This is a genomic window from Agromyces bracchium, assembly GCF_009709675.1.
Taxonomy (GTDB): Bacteria; Actinomycetota; Actinomycetes; order Actinomycetales; family Microbacteriaceae; genus Agromyces; species Agromyces bracchium.
This window is the reverse complement of record NZ_WMLB01000002.1, coordinates 1-21,238: the sequence shown is the minus strand read 5'-3', so window position 1 is coordinate 21,238 and position 21,238 is coordinate 1. Positions and strand designations below refer to the sequence as shown.

Below are 21,238 nucleotides of genomic sequence, written 5' to 3'. Positions count from 1 at the left end.
GCCTAGACAGCGTCGCCGAACTCCAACTGATTGCGCTTGGCGACCCGGCGGTCGTGCAGGTAGGCGAGGCCGTAGGCGGCGAAGTACAGCCCGATCATCGGGATGGCGAGCATGAACATCGAGACCACGTCGGCCGACGGCGTCGCGAAGGCCGTGAACAGCACGATCACGAGGATCGCGATGCGCCACGACTTGATGATCGACTGCGCGCTGATGATCCCGGCGAAGTTCAGGAGCACGATGAACACGGGCACGACGAACGCGATGCCGATGGCCACGACGAGCTTCAGCACGAAGTCGATGTATTCCTTGGCCGTCAGCAGCGTCTCCGCACCCTCGGGCACGAATCCCGTCATGAGCTTGACGATGTTCGGCAGCACGAACCACCCGGCCGCGCAACCCGCGAAGAAGAGCGGGATCGCGGTCGCGAAGAACGCGAAGGTGTACTTGCGTTCACGGGTGTTCAGGCCGGGCACGAGGAACGCGAAGACCTGGTAGAGCCAGACCGGCGCGGAGAGCACGATGCCGAGCGTGAAGGCGATCTGCAGGCGCAGGTCGAATGCACTGGAGATCGTCGGGAAGATGATGCCCGTCGATGCGGCGTCGGTGCCCTGCTGCGCCTCGACGACGAGGTTGACGGGCTCCTGGATCGCCTGCCACACGAACGCGTCGGTCAGCCACCAGCCGATGGCCATGCCGACGACGATGGCGATCGCGGACCGGAAGAGTCGCTTGCGCAGCTCGATGAGGTGCGCACCGAGCGACATCCGCTTCTCGCGGTTCTTCTCCCCGCGATCCTTCACCGCGGTCATGCGGCTCAGGCGCTCGGGCCGGAGTCCGCGCGCTTCGGCTGCTCGACCTGGGCGGGCGTCGTCGACGCAGGAGCCGACGTGGTCGACGAGGCGGGCGCCTCGGTGCTCGCCGCTGCGCCGTCCTTGGCGTCGGCGTCATCTCCGTCGGAGCGGACCTCGCTCTTGAGGATCTTCATCGACTGGCCCAGGCTCCGCGCGAGCGCGGGAAGCTTCGGCGCACCGAACAGCAGCAGGATCACCAAGAGGATGATCAGCGCGTGCCAACCGGTGAAGGCGTTTCCAAACATAGGTGTTCGTCCATTCTGGCGGGATGGTGCGGCCAGTCTACCTGCTCGCGTGGGGCCGTGGCCTCACACCTCTGCTTCGATCGCATCACGATCGGACAGGTCGTCCGGATACCCGGCGAGACCGGCCTCGGCCCATGCGGCGACGACCTCGCGGGCCTCCTTCGGGGCGATCACGGTCACGAGGCCGGGGAGTCCGGCCACGAGGCGCTTCAGGCCGTGCACGTGCGCGAGGCGCAGGGTCACGCGCAGTCGCCCGTCGACCTCGGTGGACGTCGAATCGGCGAGGTAGTCGGCGAGCAGCGGCAGGCTCTCGGGGGCGACGTCGACCACGACCTCGAGGTCGTCGGGCGACGCCTGGAACAGGGTCTCGGGGATCACCCGCCCCGTGTGGTCGCCGATCGGCTCGTCCGTGATGCTGAGTCCGCTCATCCGGTCGATGCGGAAGTTCCGTACGTCGTCGCGGAGCTGGTCGTATGCCTGCAGGTACCAGTCGGCGCCGAGCGAGGCGATCCGGAGGGGGTCGACGCGGCGACGCCGGTGCTCGCCGCGTGCGTTGAGGTAGTCGAATTCGAGCCGGTGGCCGGATGCCACGGCCCGTCGCACCTCGGCGAGGGTCTGGTCCACCGCCTCCTCGGCGACCGCGATCCGGCTCGGCTCGCCCGAGGCGCCCGCTCGGAGTTTCTCGGTGAGCGCGGCGAGCGACGCGCTGCCCGCGTTCTCGGGCGCCGCGGAGAGGTAGCGCAGGCCCGCGATGAGTGCGGCGGCCTCGCGCGCCGAGAGCTTCGGGGCGTCGTCGATGGCGACGTGGTGGACGATGACGATGACGTCGTCCTCCTCGAACGCGTCCCAGTCGATGTCGAACAGGTCGTTCGGCTGGTACGTTCCGGTCGCGCCGGGAAGCCCGGACGTCGCGATGAGCATCACGGCGTCGCGGATCTCCTGCTCGCCCACCCCGAAGTGCGCGGCCGCGTCGGCGACGTCGACCACGCGCTGCTCGAGCAGGTACGGCACCAGCGAGAGCAGGAAGACGAGCTTGTCGGGCGCGCGCAGGCCGGCGGGCCGCCGTGGCGGACGTGCGCTCATGCGACTCCTCCCGCGCGGTGCGCGGCCGCGACCGTGGCGAGCCGGGCGCGCACGGCCTCGCGCAGCGAGGCGGGTGCGAGCACGCGCACCTCGGGTCCGTACGACGCGAGCTCGTCGGCGAAGACGACCTCGTCGGTGTAGTGCAGTCGGATGACGCCGGCATCGTCGTCGGACTGCACGGCGCGCTTGCCGAGCCGCACCTCGGCGTCGGAGCCGGCGCTCACGGCGAGGTCGGCCGCGTTCGCCAGGCGCAGCGCCTGCAGGTCGGCGAGGACCCGGTCCTGCACGTCGGCCGGCGGCGGCTCGAACGGAGCGCCGGGCAGCGCCTTCACGTCGCCGACGATCCGCGAGAGGAGGAACGTGCGCGGCGCCGCCGCGTCGACGTCGCGGCCGTGCAGGTGCCAGCGCCCCTCGTGGAGCACCACCGCGTACGGCTCGACCGTGCGCAGGCGCGGCGCCTGCTCGCCGGGCTTGAGGTAGTGGAAGCGCACGCGCTGCCGCTTGTCGAGCGCCTGGCGGAGCGGTTCGAACGCGGCATCCCGCACCCGCAGCCGCGGCGCGTAGCCGATCACCGGCTCACGCGGTTCGATGCCGAGCGAGCGGAGCTTCGTGAGTGCGCGCTGCGAGTCGGCCGAGAGCGAGGCCTCGCGCCAGACCTCGGCCGCGAGGCCGAGCAGGGCGAGCTCGTCGGCCGTGAACCGCACGTCGACGGGGAGGTCGTACTCGCCCTTCGGGATGCGGTAGCGCAGGGCCTGGTTGTCGCCGGGGCGGTCCGGGGACTCCACGGTCTCGAGCGGGATCCCCAGGTCGCGGATGTCGTCCTTGTCGCGCTCGAACTGGCGCTCGAGGTTCGCATTGCCGCCGCGCGCATCGTATCGCTCGGCGTACCCGCGCACGGTCGAGAGGATCTCGGACTTCAGCAGCCCGGTCTCGGTCGCGAGCAGGGCGAGGACGAGGCTGAACAGCCGGTCCTCGACCGGGATCCGCGACTCCCCCGCGGGCTTGGATGACGCCACGTCAGCGATCATACTGAAGCGCCCGCGGCGGCACGGCGGCCGCCCGGCCTCACACCACGCCGAGGATGTCGATCACGAAGAAGAGCGTCGAACCGGCCGGGATGCCGGCCTGCTCGGCGTCCCCGTAGCCGTCCTCCGGGGCGACCACGACGCCGACCTGCGAGCCGACCTGCTGGCCGATGAGCGCCTCGGCGAACCCCGGGATCACCTGCGAGCCCGTGCCCTCGCTCACGACGAACGAGGCGGGGGCGCCGGCCTCCCAGCTCGAGTCGAAGACGGAGTTGTCGCTCCAGAGCACGCCCGTGTAGTGCACGACGACCCGGTCGCCGTCCTCGACGGTCTCGCCGGAACCCTGCTTCAGCACCTCGACCTCGGTCGTCTCGAACGGGTCGCGGTCGGGCACGGTGATGCCGGGGCGGCCGTCGGGCGCGGTGACCACGGCCGGGAAGCCGTCGCGCGTGATGCGCGGCGAGCCGTTCGCCTTCGGCAGGAACGCCTGCTGCACGTCGAAGATCACGACGAGGCTGTCGTCGCCGCCGATGCCGAGCGACGCGTTGCCCTCGTCGCCGAAGCCGTCGGACGGCGGGATGACGACCGCGACGCGCGATCCCTCGCGCGCGCAGCTCAGCCCGGTGCGGAGCCCGGTCAGCGTGTTCGCGCCGAGCACGACCGGCACCGCCTCCTCGTCGCCGAAGCCGGTGACCTGGATCTCGTCGCCCGTCGTGCCGTTGTAGACGGCGAGCCCGACGAGCGCCTGCTGGCCGTCGACCAGGTGGTCGCCCGCACCCTCGATGAGCTCGGTGCACTGCGTGGTGTCGGGCACGAGCGGCGTCGGGAACTCGACGCGGGGCGTGTCGCCGAAGTCGCCGCGGACCTCGACGAGGTCGGACGACGCGCCGGGCTCCGCCTGAGGCTCGGGTGCCGAGGCGCAGCCCGTCAGGGCGAGGGCGACGGCGGTCGCGGTGGCGGTGAGTGCGAGCGGGAGGCGCACGGATCCTCGTTTCGTCTCGGGTGGAACGGGCGCAGACAGCCTAGTCGGCGTCGGCGGGGTCGGTGGTGGGCTCGGCACCGGTGTCGCCGCGCGAACTCCGCGCCGCGGCATCCGCTGCCCTGGCGCGCTTGCGGAGGACCTTGTCGCTGACGTTGCGTTCGCCGAGCGCGCCGGGCGTCCAGGCCTCGACGTCCTCGTCGCTGAACTCGGTCTTCGACGGGCGGCGCTTGAGCTCCGGGAGGACCGTGTCGGGCGCGAGCCGGCGTGCGGTGACGAGGAAGCCGGTGTGCGCGATCATGCGGTGGTCGGGCCGGACCGCGAGGCCCTGCACGTGCCATCCGCGGACCATCGTCTCGTTCGCGACGGGCTCGGTGTACCAGCCGGTCGCGCGGATCGCCTCGGCGACGCGCGAGAGCTGCGTGACGGTCGCGACGTAGCAGAGCAGCACGCCGCCCGGCTTCAGGGCGGTCGAGACGACGTCGATGCACTCCCACGGGGCGAGCATGTCGAGCACGACGCGGTCGACGGATGCCGCCTCCGCCTGCTCCGGGAGCGTCTCGGCCAGGTCGCCGAGGGTGATCGACCAGTTCGCCGGGTCCTCGCCGTGGAAGGTCGCGACGTTGCCGCGGGCGACGTGGGCGAACTCCTCGCGACGCTCGAACGACATCAGGCGGCCGGCCGGGCCGATCGCGCGGAGCAGCCAGAGCGAGAGCGCGCCCGACCCCACGCCCGCCTCGACGACCGTCGCGCCGGGGAAGACGTCGGCCTGCGCGAGGATCTGCACCGCGTCCTTCGGGTACACGATCGCCGCGCCGCGCGGCATCGACATCACGAAGTCGCTGAGCAGGGGGCGGAGCGCGAGGTACTCGACGCCGACCGCGTTCGCGACGACCGAGCCGTCGGGCAGGCCGATGATCTCGTCGTGCCCGATCGCTCCCTTGTGCGAGTGGAAGACCTTGCCCGGCTCGAGCGTGATCGTGTGCATCCGCCCCTTCGGGCCCGTGAGCTGCACGCGGTCGCCGACGCGGAAGGGACCGCCGGCCTCGCCGCGGCTCACGCGCTCGCCCACTTCGTCGTCGCGACGTCGACGAGGTCGTCGAGCGTGCGGCCGTCGAGGCTCTCCCAGACGACGTCGGACGGCGCCGCGTCGAGCGGGAGCATGTGGGGCACGCCGATCACCACGGCGCCGGCCGCGGTCGCCGACGCGAGGCCGGTCGGCGAGTCCTCGATCGCGACGCAGTCGGCGATGTCGACGCCCAGTCGGCCGGCGGCGGCGAGGTAGGGCTCCGGATGCGGCTTCGGCGCGGCGACCTCGTCGCCGGTCACGAGCTCGTCGAACGCGGCGAACGGGATCGCGCCCACCACGTCCTCGGCCATCGAGCGGATCGACATCGTCACGAGCGCGGTGGGCACGCCCGCGTCGCGGAGCTGCTTCAGGAGCGCCTGGGCGCCGGGCTGCCACGGCACGCCGTGCTGGGCGAGCTGCTCGCGCACGCGCTCGGTGAGCCGCTCGACGATCGCGTCGGCGGGCAGGTCGACGCCGGCACGCCGGAACACCTCCGCGGCGTCCCAGAGGCCCATGCCGACCATCTGCAGGGCGTCCTCGTGGGTCCAGGTTCGGCCGAACTCCTCGACGAGTTCGATCTCGGCCCGCATCCAGTACGGCTCGGTGTCGACGAGGGTGCCGTCCATGTCCCAGAGGACGGCGGCGGGAAGGCGCTTGGTCACAACGGGCGATTCTATCGGCACGGCCTATTGTGGAGTTGAGTCCGGACGTTCCGGGCTCGGGAAGCGGGGCGGACCGAGTGCAGCAGCCGACCGGGTTCGAGGGCGGACGACTCCTCGTCGTCGCATTCGAGGGATGGAACGACGCCGGCGAGGCGGCCACCGGGGCGGCACGACTCCTGGCGGAACGGCTGGGCCTCGCCGAGATCGCGGCGGTCGATCCCGAGCTCTACTTCGACTACCAGTTCACTCGCCCGACGATCGAGACCGCGCCCGACGGCACGCGCCGCCTCAGCTGGCCGGGCGCCGCGATCCTCGGCCCGAGCGGCGAACCGCGCCCCGACGACGACGAGGTCGTCACCGGCCCAGGCGCCGACCGGCTCCACGTGCTCCTCGGCGCCGAGCCCGCCCGCACCTGGAAGGGCTTCGCCGCCGAGCTCATCGACGCCGCGCTCACCGCCGACATCGAGGGCATCGTGCTGCTCGGCGCGATGCTCGCCGACGCCCCGCACACCCGGCCACTCTCGGTCTTCGCGTCGAGCGAGAACCCCGAGGTACGTGCAGCGCTCGGCGTCGACCGCTCCACCTACGAAGGGCCCGTCGGCATCCTCAGCGTGATCGCCGACCAGGCCGAACGCGTCGGCATCCCCACGGTGTCGCTCTGGGCGTCGGTGCCGCACTACGTGCACAACGCGCCGTCGCCGAAGGCCGTGCTCGCCCTCCTCGGCAAGGTCGAGGAGCTCACGGGCCTCAGCATCCCCCGCGGGTCGCTCGAGGAGGAGGCGAAGGCGTGGGAGTCGAGCGTCGACGCGCTCGCCGCCGACGACGAGGAGATGGCCGGGTACATCACCCAGCTGGAGCAGGCGCGCGACGCGGTCGACGCGCCCGAGGCATCCGGCGAGGCCATCGCCCAGGAGTTCGAGCGCTACCTGCGCCGGCGCGGCGACCAGCCGGGCGGCGGCCCGTGGCGGCCGCGCGACGGCGCCTGACGAGGCATCCGCTCACCTCGATCGGCACCGGGCCGATCAGAACGGCTCGAGGACCCCGGTGCCGAGCAGCACGAACACGGTCGTGCCGAGCGCGATGCGGTAGATCACGAACGGCAGGAAGCTGTGCCGTGAGATCCACTTCATGAAGAAGGCGATCACGAGGATCGCGACGACGAACGCCACGACCGTCGCGGCGGCGGTCTCGAGCGGGCCGTACACCGCCGGCTCGCCCCAGCTCTTGAACAGCTGGTAGAAGCCCGAGCCGAACACCGCGGGGATCGCGAGGAGGAACGCGTAGCGGGCCGCGGCCGCGCGCTCGTAGCCGAGCAGGAGGCCCATCGTGATCGTGCCGCCCGAGCGCGAGACCCCCGGGATCAGCGCGAGCGACTGCGCGAGGCCGAAGTAGACGCCGTGCGGGTAGGTCAGGTCCTCGAGCTTGCGGCGCTTCGCGCCCGCCCAGTCGGCGAGGCCCAGCACGATGCCGAACACGATGAGCATCGTCGCGACGACGTAGAGCGAGCGGAAGACCGTCTCGATCTGGTCCTGGAACAGCAGCCCGAGCACCACGATCGGGATCGAGCCGAGGATGATGAGCCAGCCCATCCGCGCGTCTGGGTCGTTCCGCGGCACGCGGCCGGTGAGGGCGCCGAACCACTGGCGGATGATCCGCACGATGTCCCGCCAGAAGAACACGACGACCGCGGCCTCGGTGCCGAGCTGCGTGATCGCGGTGAAGGCCGCACCCGGGTCCGCCGCGTTGGGCAGGAACTCCCCGAGGATGCGCAGGTGCGCGCTCGAGGAGATCGGCAGGAACTCGGTGAGTCCCTGCACCAGGCCGAGGATCAGGGCTTCGAACAAGGGGGCATCGCCTTCCGCCCCTCGACGCGAAGGGCACAGGACCGTCGTGGTCGGAACGGGGTGGGCGCGTTCAGTACGCCAGGAGCAGGTCCTTCAGGACCTGCCTACCGAAGACTAGTGCGTCGAGCGGGACGCGCTCGTCCACGCCGTGGAACATCGCCGGGAAGTCGAGGCCGTCCGGCAGCCGCAGCGGCGCGAAGCCGTAGCCCTCGATGCCGAGGCGCGACAGCGACTTGTTGTCGGTTCCGCCGCTCAGCAGGTACGGGAACACCGTCGCCTCGGGATCGTGCGCATGCAGGGCGGTCGTGACGGCGTCGACGAGCGGGCCGCGGGTCGGCGCCTCGAGGCCGACGTCGCGGTGCACGATCTCGATCTCGACGTCGGGGCCGATGAGCTCGGCGATCTCGGCGAGCACCGCGTCCTCCTCGCCCGGGAGGGTGCGGATGTCGACGAGCGCCTCCGCGCGGTCGGGGATCACGTTGTGCTTGTAGCCCGCATGCAGGAGCGTGGGGTTCGACGTCGTCCGCAGCGTCGCCGTGATGAACCCCGACGCCGATCCGGTCGCGAGCGCCAGCTCGTCGGGCGAGACCCGCTCGGGGTCGACGCCGAGGGCGCCGGCGATCGCGGCGAGCAGCTCGCGCGTCGTGCCCGTGAGGCGGATCGGCCATTCGCGCCGGCCGACCTGCGCGATCGCCTCGGCGAGCTTCGTGACCGCGTTGTCGCGGACGAGCCGCGAGCCGTGCGCGGCCGTGCCGTGCGCGACGAGCCGCACCCAGACGAGCGACTTCTCCCCCGTCTGCAGGAGGTAGGCGCGCTGCCCGCCGACGGTGATCGAGTACCCGCCGACCTCGCTGATCGCCTCGGTCGCGCCGGCGAAGAGCTCGGGGTGCTCGTCGACGAGCCAGCTCGCTCCGTAGAGCCCGCCGGCCTCCTCGTCGGCGAAGAAGCCGAGGACCAGCTCGCGCTCGGGCAGGCGCCCCTCGGCGAGGATGTCGCCGACGGCCGTGAGGATCATGGCGTCCATGTCCTTCATGTCGACCGCGCCCCGGCCCCAGAGCATGCCGTCGCGGATCTCGCCGGCGAACGGGTCGACGCTCCAGTTGCGGGGATCCGCGGGGACCACGTCGAGGTGGCCGTGCAGGACGAGGGCGGGCTTGTCGGGGTTCGCGCCGGGGACCCGGGCCACGACGTTCGCGCGGCGCGGCGCCGACTCGTGCATCACCGGGTCGAGCCCCATCGCGCGAAGGCGCGCCTCGACGTACTCGGCGGCCTCGCGCTCGCCGTTCGAGCGACCCTCGCCGTGGTTGGTCGTGTCGAATCGGATGAGGTCGCGCGCGATGATCGCGGTCTCGTCGAGCTCGGGCCGGGGCTCGGGCTGGGGCTCGTGGGTCGTCGGGAGCGTCTCGGCCATGCGGTCCACGCTATCGCGAGGCTCGGCGGCGGCCGCGACCCGAGGTTCGGGCGGGAGGTCCGGCCGGGAGTTCCGGCCGGGCCTCCCGGGCCGACGGATGCCTCGGAATTCCGGCTTTCCGGGCCTGACCTGCTCCTCTGCTCGTCGACCGATCCATCCGGCCGCCGCGTGGTCAGCGGGCCTCGGAAACCGTGCTAGTGTCTTCTACGGCCGCTGAGCGATCGGAGGCCGAGACAACGCGCGGGTGGCGGAATTGGCAGACGCGCTAGCTTGAGGTGCTAGTGCCCGTATAGGGCGTGGGGGTTCAAGTCCCCCCTCGCGCACGCGTTGTCGAGAAGGCCGGATCTTCGGATCCGGCCTTCTCGCATTTAAGCCTCGGCCTGACGTGCGTTTCTCAGGACTTTACCGGTGTGTCGCCGCTTTCGACGGCGTGTCCTCCTGAGAAGCGCAGCATGTCGGCGCCCGATTCCTGAGAAGAGCTGCGCGCGTCGGGACCACCGGGCAGGGGTGTGGACGCGTGGCATCCGCGACTTGCCTCATTCGAACATGTGTTCGAACATTGAGGGGTGACGATGACCGCTCCCCGACCCGCCCCCGACGGCGCGATCGCTTCCGAGCCGGCGCCCGCCGCACGGCTCGAGCGGGTCGAGGAGTTGCAGGCGCGCATCCGCGGCATGCAGGCGACGCGGCTCGACACGCGAGCCGTGCCCACCCACCCGGCACTCGCGAGCGTGCTGCCGGGCGGCGCGCTCCGCGAGGGCGCGGTCGTGCAGGTCGAGGGTTCGATCACGCTGCTCATGGCCGCGCTCGCCGGGCCGTCGCGGAGCGGCCGCTGGGTCGCGGTCTCGGGTATCCCCGAGTTCGGCGTCGAGGCGGCGGCGCGGTTCGGCATCGACCTGGAGCGGCTCGTGCTCGTGCCCGATCCGGGTGGGCAGTGGCTGACGGTCGCCGCGGCGCTCGCCGACGTGATCCCCGTGGTCGCGGTGCGACCAGCCGGGCGGCTCGCCCCGGCCGAGGCCTCGCGGTTCGCGGCTCGGCTGCGACAGCGCGGCGCACTGCTGCTCGTCGACGGCGACTGGCCGGGCAGCGACGCCCGGCTCGAGCTCGAGCGGAGCGACTGGACGGGGCTCGAGCGCGGCCACGGCCACCTCGCCGAGCGCGAGGTCGTCGTGCGGGTCACCGGTCGCGGCGAGGTCGGCCGGGGCTCGCGACGGCGGCTGCGGCTGCCGGCCGGCGACCTCGGGTTCGCCGCGATCGACGAGGCGGCCGCACCGTCCGCGATCCGCGCCGTCGAGCCCGTCGGCGACCACGAGGCGGCGATCGCGCCCGAGCGCGGCGAGGCGGATGGCCCGACAGCGGCATCCGCACCAGACGTCGTGCACCGGCCCGAGTTCGCGGCGAGGGCCTCGTGAGCGCGGGCGTGCGCACCGTCGTGCTCTGGTGCCCCGACTGGCCGGTGCTCGCCGCGTGCCGTGAGCACGGCATCGACCCCGCGCTGCCCGTCGCGCTCACCGAGAAGGGCCTGGTGCACTCCTGCTCGCCCGCGGCTCGGCGCGACGGCGTGACGCGGGGGCTGCGCCTCCGCGAGGCGCAGTACCGCTCGACCGCGCTCGCAGTGCTGGAGTACGACGCCGCGCTCGACCACCGCGCGTTCGAGCCGGTCGTGCGCGGCATCGAGGCGATCGTGCCGGGCGTGCAGGTGCTGCGCCCCGGCACGCTCGCGATGCGGGCGCGCGGCCCCGTCAGGTACTACGGCGGTGAGGATGCCGCGGCGTGGGCGCTCCTCGAGGCCGCAGCGGGGCTCGGCGTCGCCGGGGCGCGCGTGGGCATCGCCGACGGGCCGTTCGCCGCCGAGCAGGCGGCGCGGGCGGCGGGAACGGGCCGATCGGTCGGCGCCGCTCGCGCGACGACGGGCGACCCGGCTGACCCGGCCCCGGGTCGTTCGCCGGGCGCGGTGCTCGCGGTGCCCCCGGGCGACTCGGCCGCCTTCCTCGCGCCGTTGCCGGTCTCGCTCGTGGCCGACGCGCGCACGACGACCCTCCTGCACCGGCTGGGCGTCCGCACGCTCGGCGAGTTCGCGGCGCTGCCCGACGACGACGTGCGGCGCCGGTTCGGCGCGGCCGGCGCGTTCGCGCACGACCGCGCCGCCGGGCGCGAGCGGTCGCGCGTGGCACCGCGGACTCCCCCGCCCGACTTCGAGGTGGAGCAGCACTTCGAGCCGCCGCTCGAGCGCGTCGACCAGCTCGCGTTCGCGTTCCGCGTGCGGGCCGAGGAGTTCATCGAGCGGATGCGGGCCGTACGGCTCGTGTGCACCGGCATCCGCGTCGAACTCGACGACGAGCGCGGCGGCCACTCGAGCCGGAGCTGGCTGCACCCGCAGTGGTTCACGCCCGCCGACGTGGTCGATCGCGTGCGGTGGCAGCTGCAGGGGTCGGGCACCGCCGACGCGGGGCTCGAGGCCGCGATCGTGCGCCTGCGGATCGTGCCCGAACGCGTCGACTCGACCGGCAACCACGAGGAGGGGCTCTGGGGCGGCGGGCCCGACGAGCGCGTGCACCACGGGCTCACGCGCGTGCAGAGCATGCTCGGGCACGAGGGCGTGGTCACGGCGGCGATCGGCGGGGGGCGCATGCTCGCCGACCGGCAGGTGCTCGTGCCGTGGGGCGACCGGGCGCCCGAGCGCGCCGCGGCCGGGGCGCCCTGGCCGGGGAGCCTGCCCGCGCTCGCGCCGGCGAGCGTGTTCCGCGAGCGGCTGCCGGTGGCGCTCGTCGACGCCGAGGCGGCACCCGTGGCGGTCGACGCGCGCGGGGCGATCTCGGCGCCGCCGGCCTCGCTCGCGGTCGGCGGCGGGCGCGCAGCGCCCGTACGTGCGTGGGCGGGCCCGTGGCCGGTCGTCGAGCGCTGGTGGGACGCCGATCGCGCCCGCCGCGTGCACCGCTTCCAGGTGGTCGACCACGACGGGTGCGCGTGGCTGCTCGTGCGCGACGGCGAGGGCTGGTGGGCCGAGGCGAGGTACGACTGATGGGCTGGAACAACCCCGAGATCCCGTGGTCCGAGCTCGAGCGGCGGCTCTCCGACCGCCAGCGTCCGGGCGGCGCGGCGGCCGGGCGCTCGAAGGTGCTGGGCGACGGCGGCGACAGTCCGGCATGGAGCCGGAAGCGGCATCCGTACCGCCCGCCCGAGGTCGACGAACCGGCGACCGGCACGGGCGCCGGGCCGGTCGTGCCGTACGCCGAGCTGCACGCGCACTCGACGTTCAGCTTCCTCGACGGCGCGTCGGGCCCCGAGAAGCTCGTGGAGGAGGCGCACCGGCTCGGACTCACGGGGCTCGCGATCACCGACCACGACGGCTTCTACGGCATCGTGCGCTTCGCCGAGGCCGCCGAGGCATACCCCGAGCTCGAGACCGTGTACGGCGCCGAGCTGTCGTTCGGCCTCACCGAGCCGCAGATGGGCGCGGCCGATCCCGAGGGCGATCACCTGCTCGTGCTCGCCGCGCGGGAAGAGGGGTACCACCGGCTCGCGTCGGCGATCACCGCGGGCCAGCTCGCGGGCGGTGAGAAGGGCCGGCCGGTCTACGACCTCGACGACCTGGCGGCGCGCGCCGACGGCCACTGGGTGGTCTCGACGGGCTGCCGCAAGGGCGCGGTGCGCCGGGCGCTCGCGGGCGAGGGCGGGGCGGATGCCGCGTGGCGCGAGCTCGACCGCCTCGTCGCGCTGTTCGGGCGCGACCACGTGGTCGTCGAGCTGACCGACCACGGCGACCCGCTCGACCAGGTGCGCAACGACGCGCTCGCGGAACTCGCCGCCCGCGCGCACCTGCCCGTGCTCGCGACGAACGCCGTGCACTACGCGACGCCCGGCGAGCACCGGCTGGCGTCCGCGCTCGCGGCGGTGCGCGCGCGCCGGAGCCTCGACGAGCTCGACGGGTGGCTGCCCGCGACCGACGGCCTGCACCTGCGCTCGGGCGCCGAGATGCTCGCCCGCTTCGACCGGTACCCCGGCGCCGTCGCCCACTCGGCGACGCTCGCGCACGACCTGTCGTTCCGGCTGCGCAGCGCCCGCCCGCGCCTGCCCCGGCAGGAGGTGCCCGAGGGGCACACGCCCATGTCGTGGCTGCGCGAGCTCGTGTGGCGGGGCGCCGACCGTCGATACCCCGGCGTGCCGGAGCACGTGCGCGAGCGACTCGCGAAGGAGCTCGACGTGATCGAGCAGAAGGACTTCCCCGGGTACTTCCTCATCGTCCACGACCTCGTGCAGGAGGCGCGCCGCCGCGGCATCCTCTGCCAGGGTCGCGGGTCGGCCGCGAACTCGGCGGTCTGCTACGTGCTCGACATCACCGGGGTCGACTCGATCTACTACGAGCTGCCGTTCGAGCGGTTCCTGTCGTCGCTGCGCGACGAGGAGCCCGACATCGACGTCGACTTCGACTCCGACCGGCGCGAGGAGATCATCCAGTACGTCTACGGCAAGTACGGTCGGCACAACGCCGCGCAGGTCGCGAACGTGATCAGCTACCGCCCGAAGGGCGCGGTGCGCGACATGGCGAAGGCGCTCGGCTACTCGACCGGCCAGCAGGACGCGTGGTCGCGCCAGGTCGAGCGCTGGGGGTCGGTGGTCGAGACCGACGACCACGACATCCCCGACCCGGTGATCGAGCTCGCCGAGCAGTTGCTGACCTTCCCGCGGCACCTCGGCATCCACTCGGGCGGCATGGTGCTCACCGATCGGCCCGTCGGCGAGGTGTGCCCGATCGAGCACGCGCGCATGGAGCACCGCACCGTGCTGCAGTGGGACAAGGACGACTGCGCCTGGATGGGCCTCGTGAAGTTCGACCTGCTCGGGCTCGGCATGCTCGCGGCGCTGCAGTACACGTTCGACCTCGTGCGCGAGCACACGGGCGAGGAGTGGGAGCTCGCGACGATCCCGAAGGAAGAGCCCGCGGTCTACGACATGCTGTGCCGGGCGGACTCGATCGGGGTGTTCCAGGTCGAGTCGCGTGCGCAGATGGGCACGCTCCCCCGGCTGCTGCCGCGCTGCTTCTACGACCTCGTCGTCGAGATCGCCCTCATCCGCCCCGGTCCGGTGCAGGGCGGCGCGGTGCACCCGTACATCCGCCGCCGCACGGGCGAGGAGCAGGTGAGCTACCTGCACCCCAAGCTCGAGCCCGTGCTGCGGCGCACGCTCGGGGTGCCGCTCTTCCAGGAGCAGCTCATGCAGATGGCCGTCGCGGTCGGCGACTGCGACGCGGCCGACGCCGACCTGCTGCGGCGCGCGATGGGCTCCAAGCGCGGCGTCGAGAAGATCGAGCGGCTGCGCGCGAAGCTCTACGCGGGCATGGAGCGCAACGGCATCGACGCCGAGACCGCCGACGCGATCTACGCCAAGATCGAGGCGTTCGCGAACTTCGGCTTCGCCGAGAGCCACGCCATCAGCTTCGGGCTGCTCGTCTACGCGAGCTCGTGGCTGAAGCTGCACTACCCGGCCGCGTTCCTCGCGGCGCTCCTGCGCGCCCAGCCGATGGGCTTCTACTCGCCGCACACGCTCACGGCCGACGCCCGACGGCACGGGGTCGAACTGCTCAGGCCCGACCTCGCGCGCTCGGGCGTGCACGCGGGGCTCGAGGCGCGCGACGCCGGCGAGGCGGCGACGGCCGGTGCGGGGGCGACGGATGCCGCGGCGCGACCGGCCACGACCGGGGCGTCGGGCTCCGATGAGACGGCGACGACCGGTCCCACGGCGATGGTTGGCCCGGCGGGGGCGCGCGGCATCCGTCGCCCCACCGGCAGGCCGGCCTGCGCCGACGCGCCCCAGCCGCCCGTCGGACCGTTCGACCGCGACGCGCCGGACCGTTCGGCCGAGCACCGCCGCGACGGCGCGTTCGCCGTGCGGCTCGGGCTCGCCGACGTCACCTCGATCGGCGCGAAGGTCGCCGAGCGCATCGTCGCCGAGCGCGACGCGCACGGCCCGTACCGCGACATGGCCGACCTGTCGCGCCGCGCCGACCTCGACGCGACGCAGCTCGAGGCGCTCGCCGCGGCGGGTGCGTTCGAGTGCTTCGACCTGCAGCCCAGGCAGGCGCTGTGGCTCGCGGGCGAGGCGGCGCAGGACCGCGCCGACTACCTGCCGGGGGCGGTCGTCGTCGTCCAGCCGCCCCTGCTGCCGATGCTGAACGACGCCGAGCAGGTCGTGTACGACCTGTGGGCGACGGGCATCTCGCCCGACGACCACCCGATCCGGCACGTGCGGGAGCGGCTGGACGCGCGCGGCGTCGTGCGCATCGACCTGCTGCGCGAGGCCGAGTCCGGCCGTCGCATCGAGGTCGGCGGCGTCGTCACCCACCGGCAGCGGCCGGCGACCGCGAGCGGCATCACCTTCATGAACCTCGAAGACGAATCGGGCACGCTCAACGTGATCGCGAGCGTCGGCGTCTGGACCCGGTACCGCCGCATCGCCCGCGAGGCGCCCGCGATGGTCGTGCGCGGCATCCTCGAACGCTCGCGCGAGGGGGTCGTGAACCTCGTCGCCGACCGCTTCGAGCCCCTCACGGTGTCGACGACGAACCGCTCGCGCGACTTCCGCTGACCGACGAGCGCGACGCGCCGGCTGCGGCGGAAGCGGGCCGGCGATACGCTGGCGATGATCGCCCGGACACGCGAAGCGGAAACCCACGCGAGGGGGTGGCCATGTGACCGGATCGGCACGGGAACCGCTCTTCACGCGCGCGTTCATCGCGCTCTCGATCGCCGAGCTGGCGTACTTCACGGCGGCCGGCCTCGCGCTCTTCGCGCTCCCCCTGTACGTCACCGGACCGGTCGGCGGAGACGAGGCGTCGGCCGGCCTCGCCGTCGGGGTGTTCGCGGTCTCGGCCCTCGTGCTCCGACCGTTCGCCGGTCGTGCGTCCGACCGATTCGGCCGGCGCCCGATGCTCGTCGGCGGAGCCCTGATCGCAGCACTCTCGATCGTCCTGCTCACGGTGACGGACGAGCTCGCCGTCATCGTCGCGCTGCGACTGCTCGCGGGCGTCGCGGAGGCGGCCTTCTTCGTGGCCGGCTTCGCGGCCCTCGCCGACCTCGCCCCCGCCTCGCGCATGGGCGAGGCGCTGTCCTACAACTCGCTCGGGCTCTACCTCGGGATCGCCTTCGGACCCCTCGTCGGGCAGGCACTGCTCGAGGCAGGGGGGTTCCGCGCGGTCTGGCTCGGCGGCACCGCGCTCGCCGTGCTCGCCGTGGGGCTCGCGTTCCTCGTCGGCGAGACGAGAACCGCCGGGCCCGAGGTCGGCAGCCGGATCCGGATCATCCACCGTCCGGCGATCCCCGCGTCGATCGGCTTCCTCAGTTCGCTCGCCGCCGTCGGCGGCTTCATCGCGTTCGCGACGCTGTGGGCCGAGCGAATCGACCTCGCCTCGCCGAGCATCGCGCTCTTCGCCTATGGCGCCGTCGTCGTCGTCTGCCGCATCGCGTTCGCCCGGGTCCCCGATCGACTCCCGTCGCTCCCGCTCGCCGCCGGCTCGCTCGTCGTCATCGGGATCGGCCTCGTCGTCATCGCCGCATGGCAGGACTGGATCGGGCTGCTCGTCGGCGTCGTCCTCATGGGGATCGGCATCACCTTCACGACACCCGCCTTCTTCGCCGCGGTCTTCGCCACCGCATCACCGTCCGAACGCGGCATCGCGTCGGGCACCGCCAGCGCCGCGCTCGACCTGGGCCTCGGCATCGGCCCGATCGCGCTCGGGCTCGTCGCCGCACCGTTCGGCATCCCCTGGGCGTTCGCGCTCGCCGCCGGCATCGCCTTCGCGGGGGCGGCGTGGACAGCCGGCCTCGTACGCCGGGCTCCGGCACCCACGTGAGTCCCCGTCCCCGCCGTGTCGACGCGGGCCGTCGCGATCGATTCGCTAGCCTCGCCAGGTGCCCCCAGCCACGAACGATCGATTCGAACCCGACCGCTACGGACAGGACGTCCTCGCCGGCGACTGGCGCGCAGCCGGGCGCCGCACGATCCCCGAGGTGCCGGCGACCCGCGACCTGGTGGTCGAGCTCGCGGCCGACGGCTACTGCGGCGCCGTGGTCGCGGTCGAGAAGCAGACGGTGACGCTCGAGGACCGGAACGGGCGCACGCGCATGTTCCCGCTCGGCCACGGCTTCCTCGTGGACGGCGAGCCCGTGCGCCTGGTCGCGCCGAAGGCGGCCGCGCCGCAGGGGCGAGTCCGAACGGCGTCGGGATCGTTCGCCGTCGAACCCGGGCGCCCGGCGAAGGTCGCGCTCCCGAGCCGGATCTTCGTGGAGGGTCGCCACGACGCCGAGCTGGTCGAGAAGATCTGGGGCGCCGACCTGCGGGTCGAGGGCGTCGTGGTCGAGTACCTCGAGGGCGTCGACGACCTGGCCGCGATCCTCGACGAGTTCGAGCCGGGACCGGGCCGCCGGGTGGGCGTGCTCGTCGATCACCTCGTCCAGGGCTCGAAGGAGCAGCGCATCGCCGACGCGGTCATGCGCGGACGGCACCGGGATCACGTGCTCGTGGTCGGCCATCCGTTCATCGACGTCTGGCAGGGAGTGAAGCCCGCCCGCGTCGGCCGTGACGCGTGGCCGGTGATCCCGCGCGGCACCTCGTGGAAGCACGGGGTGTGCGCCGCGTTCGGCTGGCCGCACGAAGAGCAGGCCGACATCGCCCGCGCGTGGCAGCGCATCCTCGGCCAGGTGCGGGGGTACGGCGACCTCGAACCGGCCCTCCTCGGGCGCGTGGAGGAACTCATCGACTTCGTGACGGCTCCGGCCGGCTGAGCGGGCGGGCGTACGATCCGCTGAGCGGCCCGTACCGACCGCACGGACGGCGCGCTCGGCGCGCTCGGCGCGCTCGGCGCGCTCCCCCGAGCGCTACCCGATGGTCGTCCCGAACGCGAGCCCGAGCGCGTAGGTGACCGCCGCTGCGCCGAGGCCGATGCCGAGCTGCCGGAGCGCCCGCTTCAGCGGCGATGCGCCCGAGAGGAGGCCCACGGTCGCCCCGGTCAGCAGGAGGGCGATGCTCACGAGCACCGTGGCCGTGACGGTCGCGGCGAGTCCGGACATCCCGAACAGCCACGGGAGTACCGGGATGAGCGCACCGGAGGCGAAGAACAGGAAGCTCGAGATCGCGGCGCTCATGCCGGTGCCGATGGCCTCGTCGTCGTGTTCGAGCGTGCCGATCGCGTCGGTGGGCGCCGACTGGCGCTCGGCGGCCTGCACGCGCGCCAGCACGAGGGCCGCCTGGTCGACGGCCTCGTCCGGGGCCATCCCCCTCGCGCGGTAGACGAGCGCGAGCTCGTTCGCATCGAGGTCGAGGTCGCCGAGCGCGTCGCGCGCGCCGGGGTCGGGTGCGGATGCCTCGAGGAGCTCGCGCTGCGAGCGGACGGACACGTACTCCCCCGCGCCCATCGACAGCGCGCCCGCGAGGAGGCCGGCGATGCCGGTGAAGAGCACGACCGGCGCGGGCACGCCGGTGGCGCCGATGCCGAGCACGAGCGCGAGGTTCGACACGAGTCCGTCGTTGGCCCCGAAGACGGCGGCACGGAACGTGCCGGCGAGACGGCGGCGGCCGCGCGCCGCGAGTCCGCGGACGACCTCGCCGTGGATGCGCTCGTCGGCGGCCATCGCCGCGGTCGCGTGCGGGTCGGTCGAGTACGGCGAACGGGCCTCCGCGCGCTGGGCGAGCGCGAGCACGAAGATCGATCCGAATCGGCGGGCGAGGCCGCCGAGCATCCGGGTGCGGATGTCAGCGCGCGGGATGCCCGTCTCGTCGCCGTCGAGCAGGCGCAGCCAGTGCGCCTCGTGGCGGCCCTCCGCGGCGGCAAGGGCCAAGAGGATCTCGCGCTCCTCGCCGTCGCGACGCGCGGCGAGCTCACGGTAGACGGCCGCCTCGGCGCGCTCGTCGGCGAGGTACCTCCGCCAGCGGTCGCGTTCGGCCGCCGTGCCCGGCGGTGCGGGTCGAGGCGGGCGCGCTGCGTCGTCGGTCATGGTGTCGGCTCCATCGGGTCGCAGGCGCCGTGCCGCGGTGCGTCGGCTGCGGGGCGCCCGCGTCGTCGCGTGTGTCGGGCCCGGCCGGGCCCTGCGAAAGGCTAGTGGGCCGGATGGCGCGGCGTCGCGCCCGGCGACCCGATTGGCAGCATTTCGGAGCGCCGAACGGCGCCTGCGGTGGTCGCCGCGCGAGCGCGCTCAGCCGACGAGCTTCTGCCAGCCGTCGCCCTCTGCGTGCTCGAAGATGAGGTTCGTCTCGGTGTGGGCGACGGCCGGGTGCCCGGTGAGGTGGGCGAGGACGAACTCGCGCAGTTCCTCCGCGTCGCGCGCAGCGACGTGGAGCAGGTAGTCCTCGGCGCCGGCCATGTGGAAGACGCCGATCACGCCGGGCAGGTGCGGCACGGCGTTCCGGAACGCGTCGATCTCGCTGCGGTCGTGCTTGACGAGCCGGATGGCGATCAGCGCCTGCAGCGAGACGCCCAGGGAGGCGAGGTCGACGTCGACCCGGTAGCCGCGGATGGTGCCGAGGCTCTGCAGCCGGCGGAGGCGGAGCGACACCGTGGACTCGGCGACGCCCACCTCGGCGGCGAGCGCTGCACCTGATGCCCGCGCGTTCTTCGACAACGCCGTGAGCAGGGCCCGATCGACCCGGTCGAGTTCCGCTTTCTGCGCCATGGTCGAGATCCTCTCGGTCGAGCGTGAAGCTTCTGCAAGAATTCTCTAGGAATCGCAAGCTTCTTCGCAAGACACCCGAACTGGTCACAGATTCTGTAGCCTGCTCGCATGCTGACACCGTCGTCGAACCTCGAGACCCGTGCCGTCCACGCTGGAATGGAGGGGGTGCGCGAGCAGGGCTCCCACGTTCCCACCATCGATCTTTCCACGACGAACCCGCTCGGCGACGTCGAGAACGGTGGAATGTCGTATGAGGAGCTCGCGACCGGCGGCTGCCTGACCGAGGGCCGCTCCGCGGTGTACCAGCGGCTCTGGCACCCCGGTGTCGCCCGCTTCGAGACCGCGCTCGCCGACCTCGAGGGCGCCGAGGGCTCGGTCGCCTTCGCGAGCGGCATGGCCGCCCTCGCCGCGACGCTCATCGCCGCGACCACGGCCGGCACGCCGCACGTCGTCGCCGTCCGGCCGCTCTACGGCGGCAGCGACCACGTGCTCGAGAGCGGCCTGCTCGGCACCAGCGTCACCTGGACCGACGTCGACGGCATCGCCGCCGCCATCCGCCCCGACACGGGGCTCGTCATCGTCGAGACGCCGGCGAACCCGACGCTCGAGCTCCTCGACCTGCGACGGGTGGCGGATGCCGCGGGCAGCGTGCCGCTCCTCGTCGACAACACCTTCGCGACCCCGGTGCTCCAGCGTCCGCTCGAGCACGGTGCGACGCTCGTGCTGCACAGTGCGACCAAGTACCTCGGCGGTCACGGCGACGCCATGGGCGGCGTCGTCGCCGGCCCGATCGAATGGGTCGAGCGCCTGCGGCGGGTGCGCGCCCTGACCGGCGGCCTGTTGCACCCGATGGGTGCGTACCTGCTCCACCGCGGCATCCGCACCCTGCCCGTGCGCGTGCGCGCGCAGCAGGAGACGGCCGGCGAGCTCGCGCGCCGCCTCGAGGCGCATCCCGCGGTGGCGCGGGTCCGCTACCCCGGCCTGCCTGGGCAGGACCCGCAGGGGCTGATCGGGCGCCAGCTCGCCGGACCCGGATCGATCATCGCGATCGAGCTCGCGGGCGGCTTCGACGCGGCGTGCCGGTTCACCGAGGCGTGCCGGCTCGTGACGCACGCGGTCTCGCTCGGCGGCGTCGACTCGCTCGTCCAGCACCCCGCGTCCCTCACGCACCGGCCCGTCGCGGCGCACGCCAAGCCCGACGGCGGGGTCGTGCGTCTCTCGATCGGGCTCGAGCACGTCGACGACCTGACGGCCGACCTCATGGCCGCGCTCGACGCCGCGGCGGACCCTCAGGACCTCGGTCGCTCGTCCGAGCTCGCCGCGTCGGCCGACGCACTGGACTGACTGTGAGGATGGCGTTCGCAGCCTGATGCTGGTGGGCTGTGGCTGGTGGCTCCGAGTG

General features: G+C 73.2%; 18 protein-coding genes and 1 tRNA gene. 8 read left to right on the top strand and 11 right to left on the bottom strand.

The window, feature by feature from the left end:
• Positions 1–2: 2 nt before the first annotated feature.
• The 7 genes from tatC to GJ743_RS00555 form a co-directional block, all read right to left on the bottom strand.
• A complete protein-coding gene (gene tatC, locus GJ743_RS00585; protein ID WP_155050016.1) occupies positions 3–767 on the bottom strand; it encodes a twin-arginine translocase subunit TatC in 765 nt (254 codons plus the stop codon).
• 50 nt (positions 768–817) lie between these two features.
• Positions 818–1,099, bottom strand: coding sequence for a Sec-independent protein translocase subunit TatA (gene tatA, locus GJ743_RS00580; protein ID WP_155050002.1), 282 nt, complete (start codon positions 1,097–1,099; stop codon positions 818–820).
• A gap of 63 nt (positions 1,100–1,162) precedes the next feature.
• The gene (locus GJ743_RS00575; RefSeq protein WP_155050001.1) at positions 1,163–2,182 is read right to left on the bottom strand and encodes a helix-turn-helix transcriptional regulator; all 1,020 of its coding nucleotides are present in this window, start codon (positions 2,180–2,182) and stop codon (positions 1,163–1,165) included.
• The gene (locus GJ743_RS00570) at positions 2,179–3,198 is read right to left on the bottom strand and encodes a helix-turn-helix transcriptional regulator (RefSeq protein ID WP_328288654.1); all 1,020 of its coding nucleotides are present in this window, start codon (positions 3,196–3,198) and stop codon (positions 2,179–2,181) included. Before GJ743_RS00570 ends, GJ743_RS00575 begins: the two co-directional genes overlap by 4 nt.
• 49 nt (positions 3,199–3,247) lie before the next feature.
• Positions 3,248–4,189 carry an FKBP-type peptidyl-prolyl cis-trans isomerase gene (locus GJ743_RS00565; RefSeq protein ID WP_328288653.1) on the bottom strand — a complete coding sequence of 314 codons (942 nt, stop codon included), beginning with the start codon at positions 4,187–4,189 and terminating at the stop codon, positions 3,248–3,250.
• A gap of 40 nt (positions 4,190–4,229) precedes the next feature.
• Positions 4,230–5,246: a tRNA (adenine-N1)-methyltransferase gene (locus tag GJ743_RS00560; RefSeq protein ID WP_328288652.1), complete on the bottom strand. Its 1,017-nt coding sequence runs from the start codon at positions 5,244–5,246 to the stop codon at positions 4,230–4,232.
• Positions 5,243–5,917 (bottom strand): HAD family hydrolase, encoded by a 675-nt coding sequence (locus GJ743_RS00555; protein WP_328288651.1) that lies wholly within the window; start codon positions 5,915–5,917, stop codon positions 5,243–5,245. Before GJ743_RS00555 ends, GJ743_RS00560 begins: the two co-directional genes overlap by 4 nt.
• 77 nt (positions 5,918–5,994) lie before the next feature.
• Between GJ743_RS00555 and GJ743_RS00550 the strand changes: the two genes are divergently transcribed.
• Positions 5,995–6,903 (top strand): PAC2 family protein, encoded by a 909-nt coding sequence (locus GJ743_RS00550; RefSeq protein ID WP_328288650.1) that lies wholly within the window; start codon positions 5,995–5,997, stop codon positions 6,901–6,903.
• Between the two features lie 36 nt (positions 6,904–6,939).
• Here the strand turns inward: GJ743_RS00550 and GJ743_RS00545 are convergent, their stop codons facing one another.
• Entirely contained in the window at positions 6,940–7,761 is an 822-nt protein-coding gene (locus GJ743_RS00545) for an undecaprenyl-diphosphate phosphatase (RefSeq protein WP_155049997.1), read from the bottom strand.
• A gap of 70 nt (positions 7,762–7,831) precedes the next feature.
• Entirely contained in the window at positions 7,832–9,172 is a 1,341-nt protein-coding gene (locus GJ743_RS00540) for a M20/M25/M40 family metallo-hydrolase (protein WP_155049996.1), read from the bottom strand.
• 238 nt (positions 9,173–9,410) lie between these two features.
• Between GJ743_RS00540 and GJ743_RS00535 the strand changes: the two genes are divergently transcribed.
• The 6 genes from GJ743_RS00535 to GJ743_RS00515 all read left to right on the top strand — a co-directional run bounded on the left by GJ743_RS00535 (position 9,411) and on the right by GJ743_RS00515 (position 17,952).
• Positions 9,411–9,495: transfer RNA gene (locus tag GJ743_RS00535), tRNA-Leu, on the top strand.
• 249 nt (positions 9,496–9,744) lie between these two features.
• Positions 9,745–10,584, top strand: coding sequence for a hypothetical protein (locus tag GJ743_RS19145; RefSeq protein ID WP_196216857.1), 840 nt, complete (start codon positions 9,745–9,747; stop codon positions 10,582–10,584).
• The gene (locus tag GJ743_RS00530) at positions 10,581–12,194 is read left to right on the top strand and encodes a DNA polymerase Y family protein (RefSeq protein WP_328288649.1); all 1,614 of its coding nucleotides are present in this window, start codon (positions 10,581–10,583) and stop codon (positions 12,192–12,194) included. Before GJ743_RS19145 ends, GJ743_RS00530 begins: the two co-directional genes overlap by 4 nt.
• On the top strand, positions 12,194–15,757 hold the full coding sequence (locus GJ743_RS00525; RefSeq protein ID WP_155049995.1) for an error-prone DNA polymerase: 3,564 nt from the start codon (positions 12,194–12,196) through the stop codon (positions 15,755–15,757). Before GJ743_RS00530 ends, GJ743_RS00525 begins: the two co-directional genes overlap by 1 nt.
• 103 nt (positions 15,758–15,860) lie before the next feature.
• Entirely contained in the window at positions 15,861–17,021 is a 1,161-nt protein-coding gene (locus tag GJ743_RS00520; RefSeq protein WP_155049994.1) for an MFS transporter, read from the top strand.
• A 58-nt stretch (positions 17,022–17,079) separates the two neighbouring features.
• A complete protein-coding gene (locus GJ743_RS00515; RefSeq protein WP_328288648.1) occupies positions 17,080–17,952 on the top strand; it encodes a DUF3097 domain-containing protein in 873 nt (290 codons plus the stop codon).
• Between the two features lie 93 nt (positions 17,953–18,045).
• On the opposite strand, the gene GJ743_RS00510 is transcribed toward GJ743_RS00515, so the two are convergent.
• Positions 18,046–19,161: a VIT1/CCC1 transporter family protein gene (locus GJ743_RS00510; protein WP_155049993.1), complete on the bottom strand. Its 1,116-nt coding sequence runs from the start codon at positions 19,159–19,161 to the stop codon at positions 18,046–18,048.
• Positions 19,162–19,359: 198 nt separating this feature from the next.
• Entirely contained in the window at positions 19,360–19,836 is a 477-nt protein-coding gene (locus tag GJ743_RS00505) for an Lrp/AsnC family transcriptional regulator (RefSeq protein WP_155049992.1), read from the bottom strand.
• Positions 19,837–19,944: 108 nt separating this feature from the next.
• Between GJ743_RS00505 and GJ743_RS00500 the strand changes: the two genes are divergently transcribed.
• On the top strand, positions 19,945–21,180 hold the full coding sequence (locus GJ743_RS00500) for a trans-sulfuration enzyme family protein (RefSeq protein ID WP_155049991.1): 1,236 nt from the start codon (positions 19,945–19,947) through the stop codon (positions 21,178–21,180).
• Positions 21,181–21,238: the final 58 nt, after the last annotated feature.

Coding starts and splice junctions, on each gene's coding strand:
- GJ743_RS00510 (WP_155049993.1), bottom strand. CDS start 19,161: ATGACCGACGACGCAGCGCGCCCGCCTCGACCCGCACCGCCGGGCACG.
- GJ743_RS00500 (WP_155049991.1), top strand. CDS start 19,945: ATGCTGACACCGTCGTCGAACCTCGAGACCCGTGCCGTCCACGCTGGA.
- GJ743_RS00575 (WP_155050001.1), bottom strand. CDS start 2,182: ATGAGCGCACGTCCGCCACGGCGGCCCGCCGGCCTGCGCGCGCCCGAC.
- GJ743_RS00525 (WP_155049995.1), top strand. CDS start 12,194: ATGGGCTGGAACAACCCCGAGATCCCGTGGTCCGAGCTCGAGCGGCGG.
- tatC (WP_155050016.1), bottom strand. CDS start 767: ATGTCGCTCGGTGCGCACCTCATCGAGCTGCGCAAGCGACTCTTCCGG.
- GJ743_RS00540 (WP_155049996.1), bottom strand. CDS start 9,172: ATGGCCGAGACGCTCCCGACGACCCACGAGCCCCAGCCCGAGCCCCGG.
- GJ743_RS19145 (WP_196216857.1), top strand. CDS start 9,745: ATGACCGCTCCCCGACCCGCCCCCGACGGCGCGATCGCTTCCGAGCCG.
- GJ743_RS00505 (WP_155049992.1), bottom strand. CDS start 19,836: ATGGCGCAGAAAGCGGAACTCGACCGGGTCGATCGGGCCCTGCTCACG.
- tatA (WP_155050002.1), bottom strand. CDS start 1,099: ATGTTTGGAAACGCCTTCACCGGTTGGCACGCGCTGATCATCCTCTTG.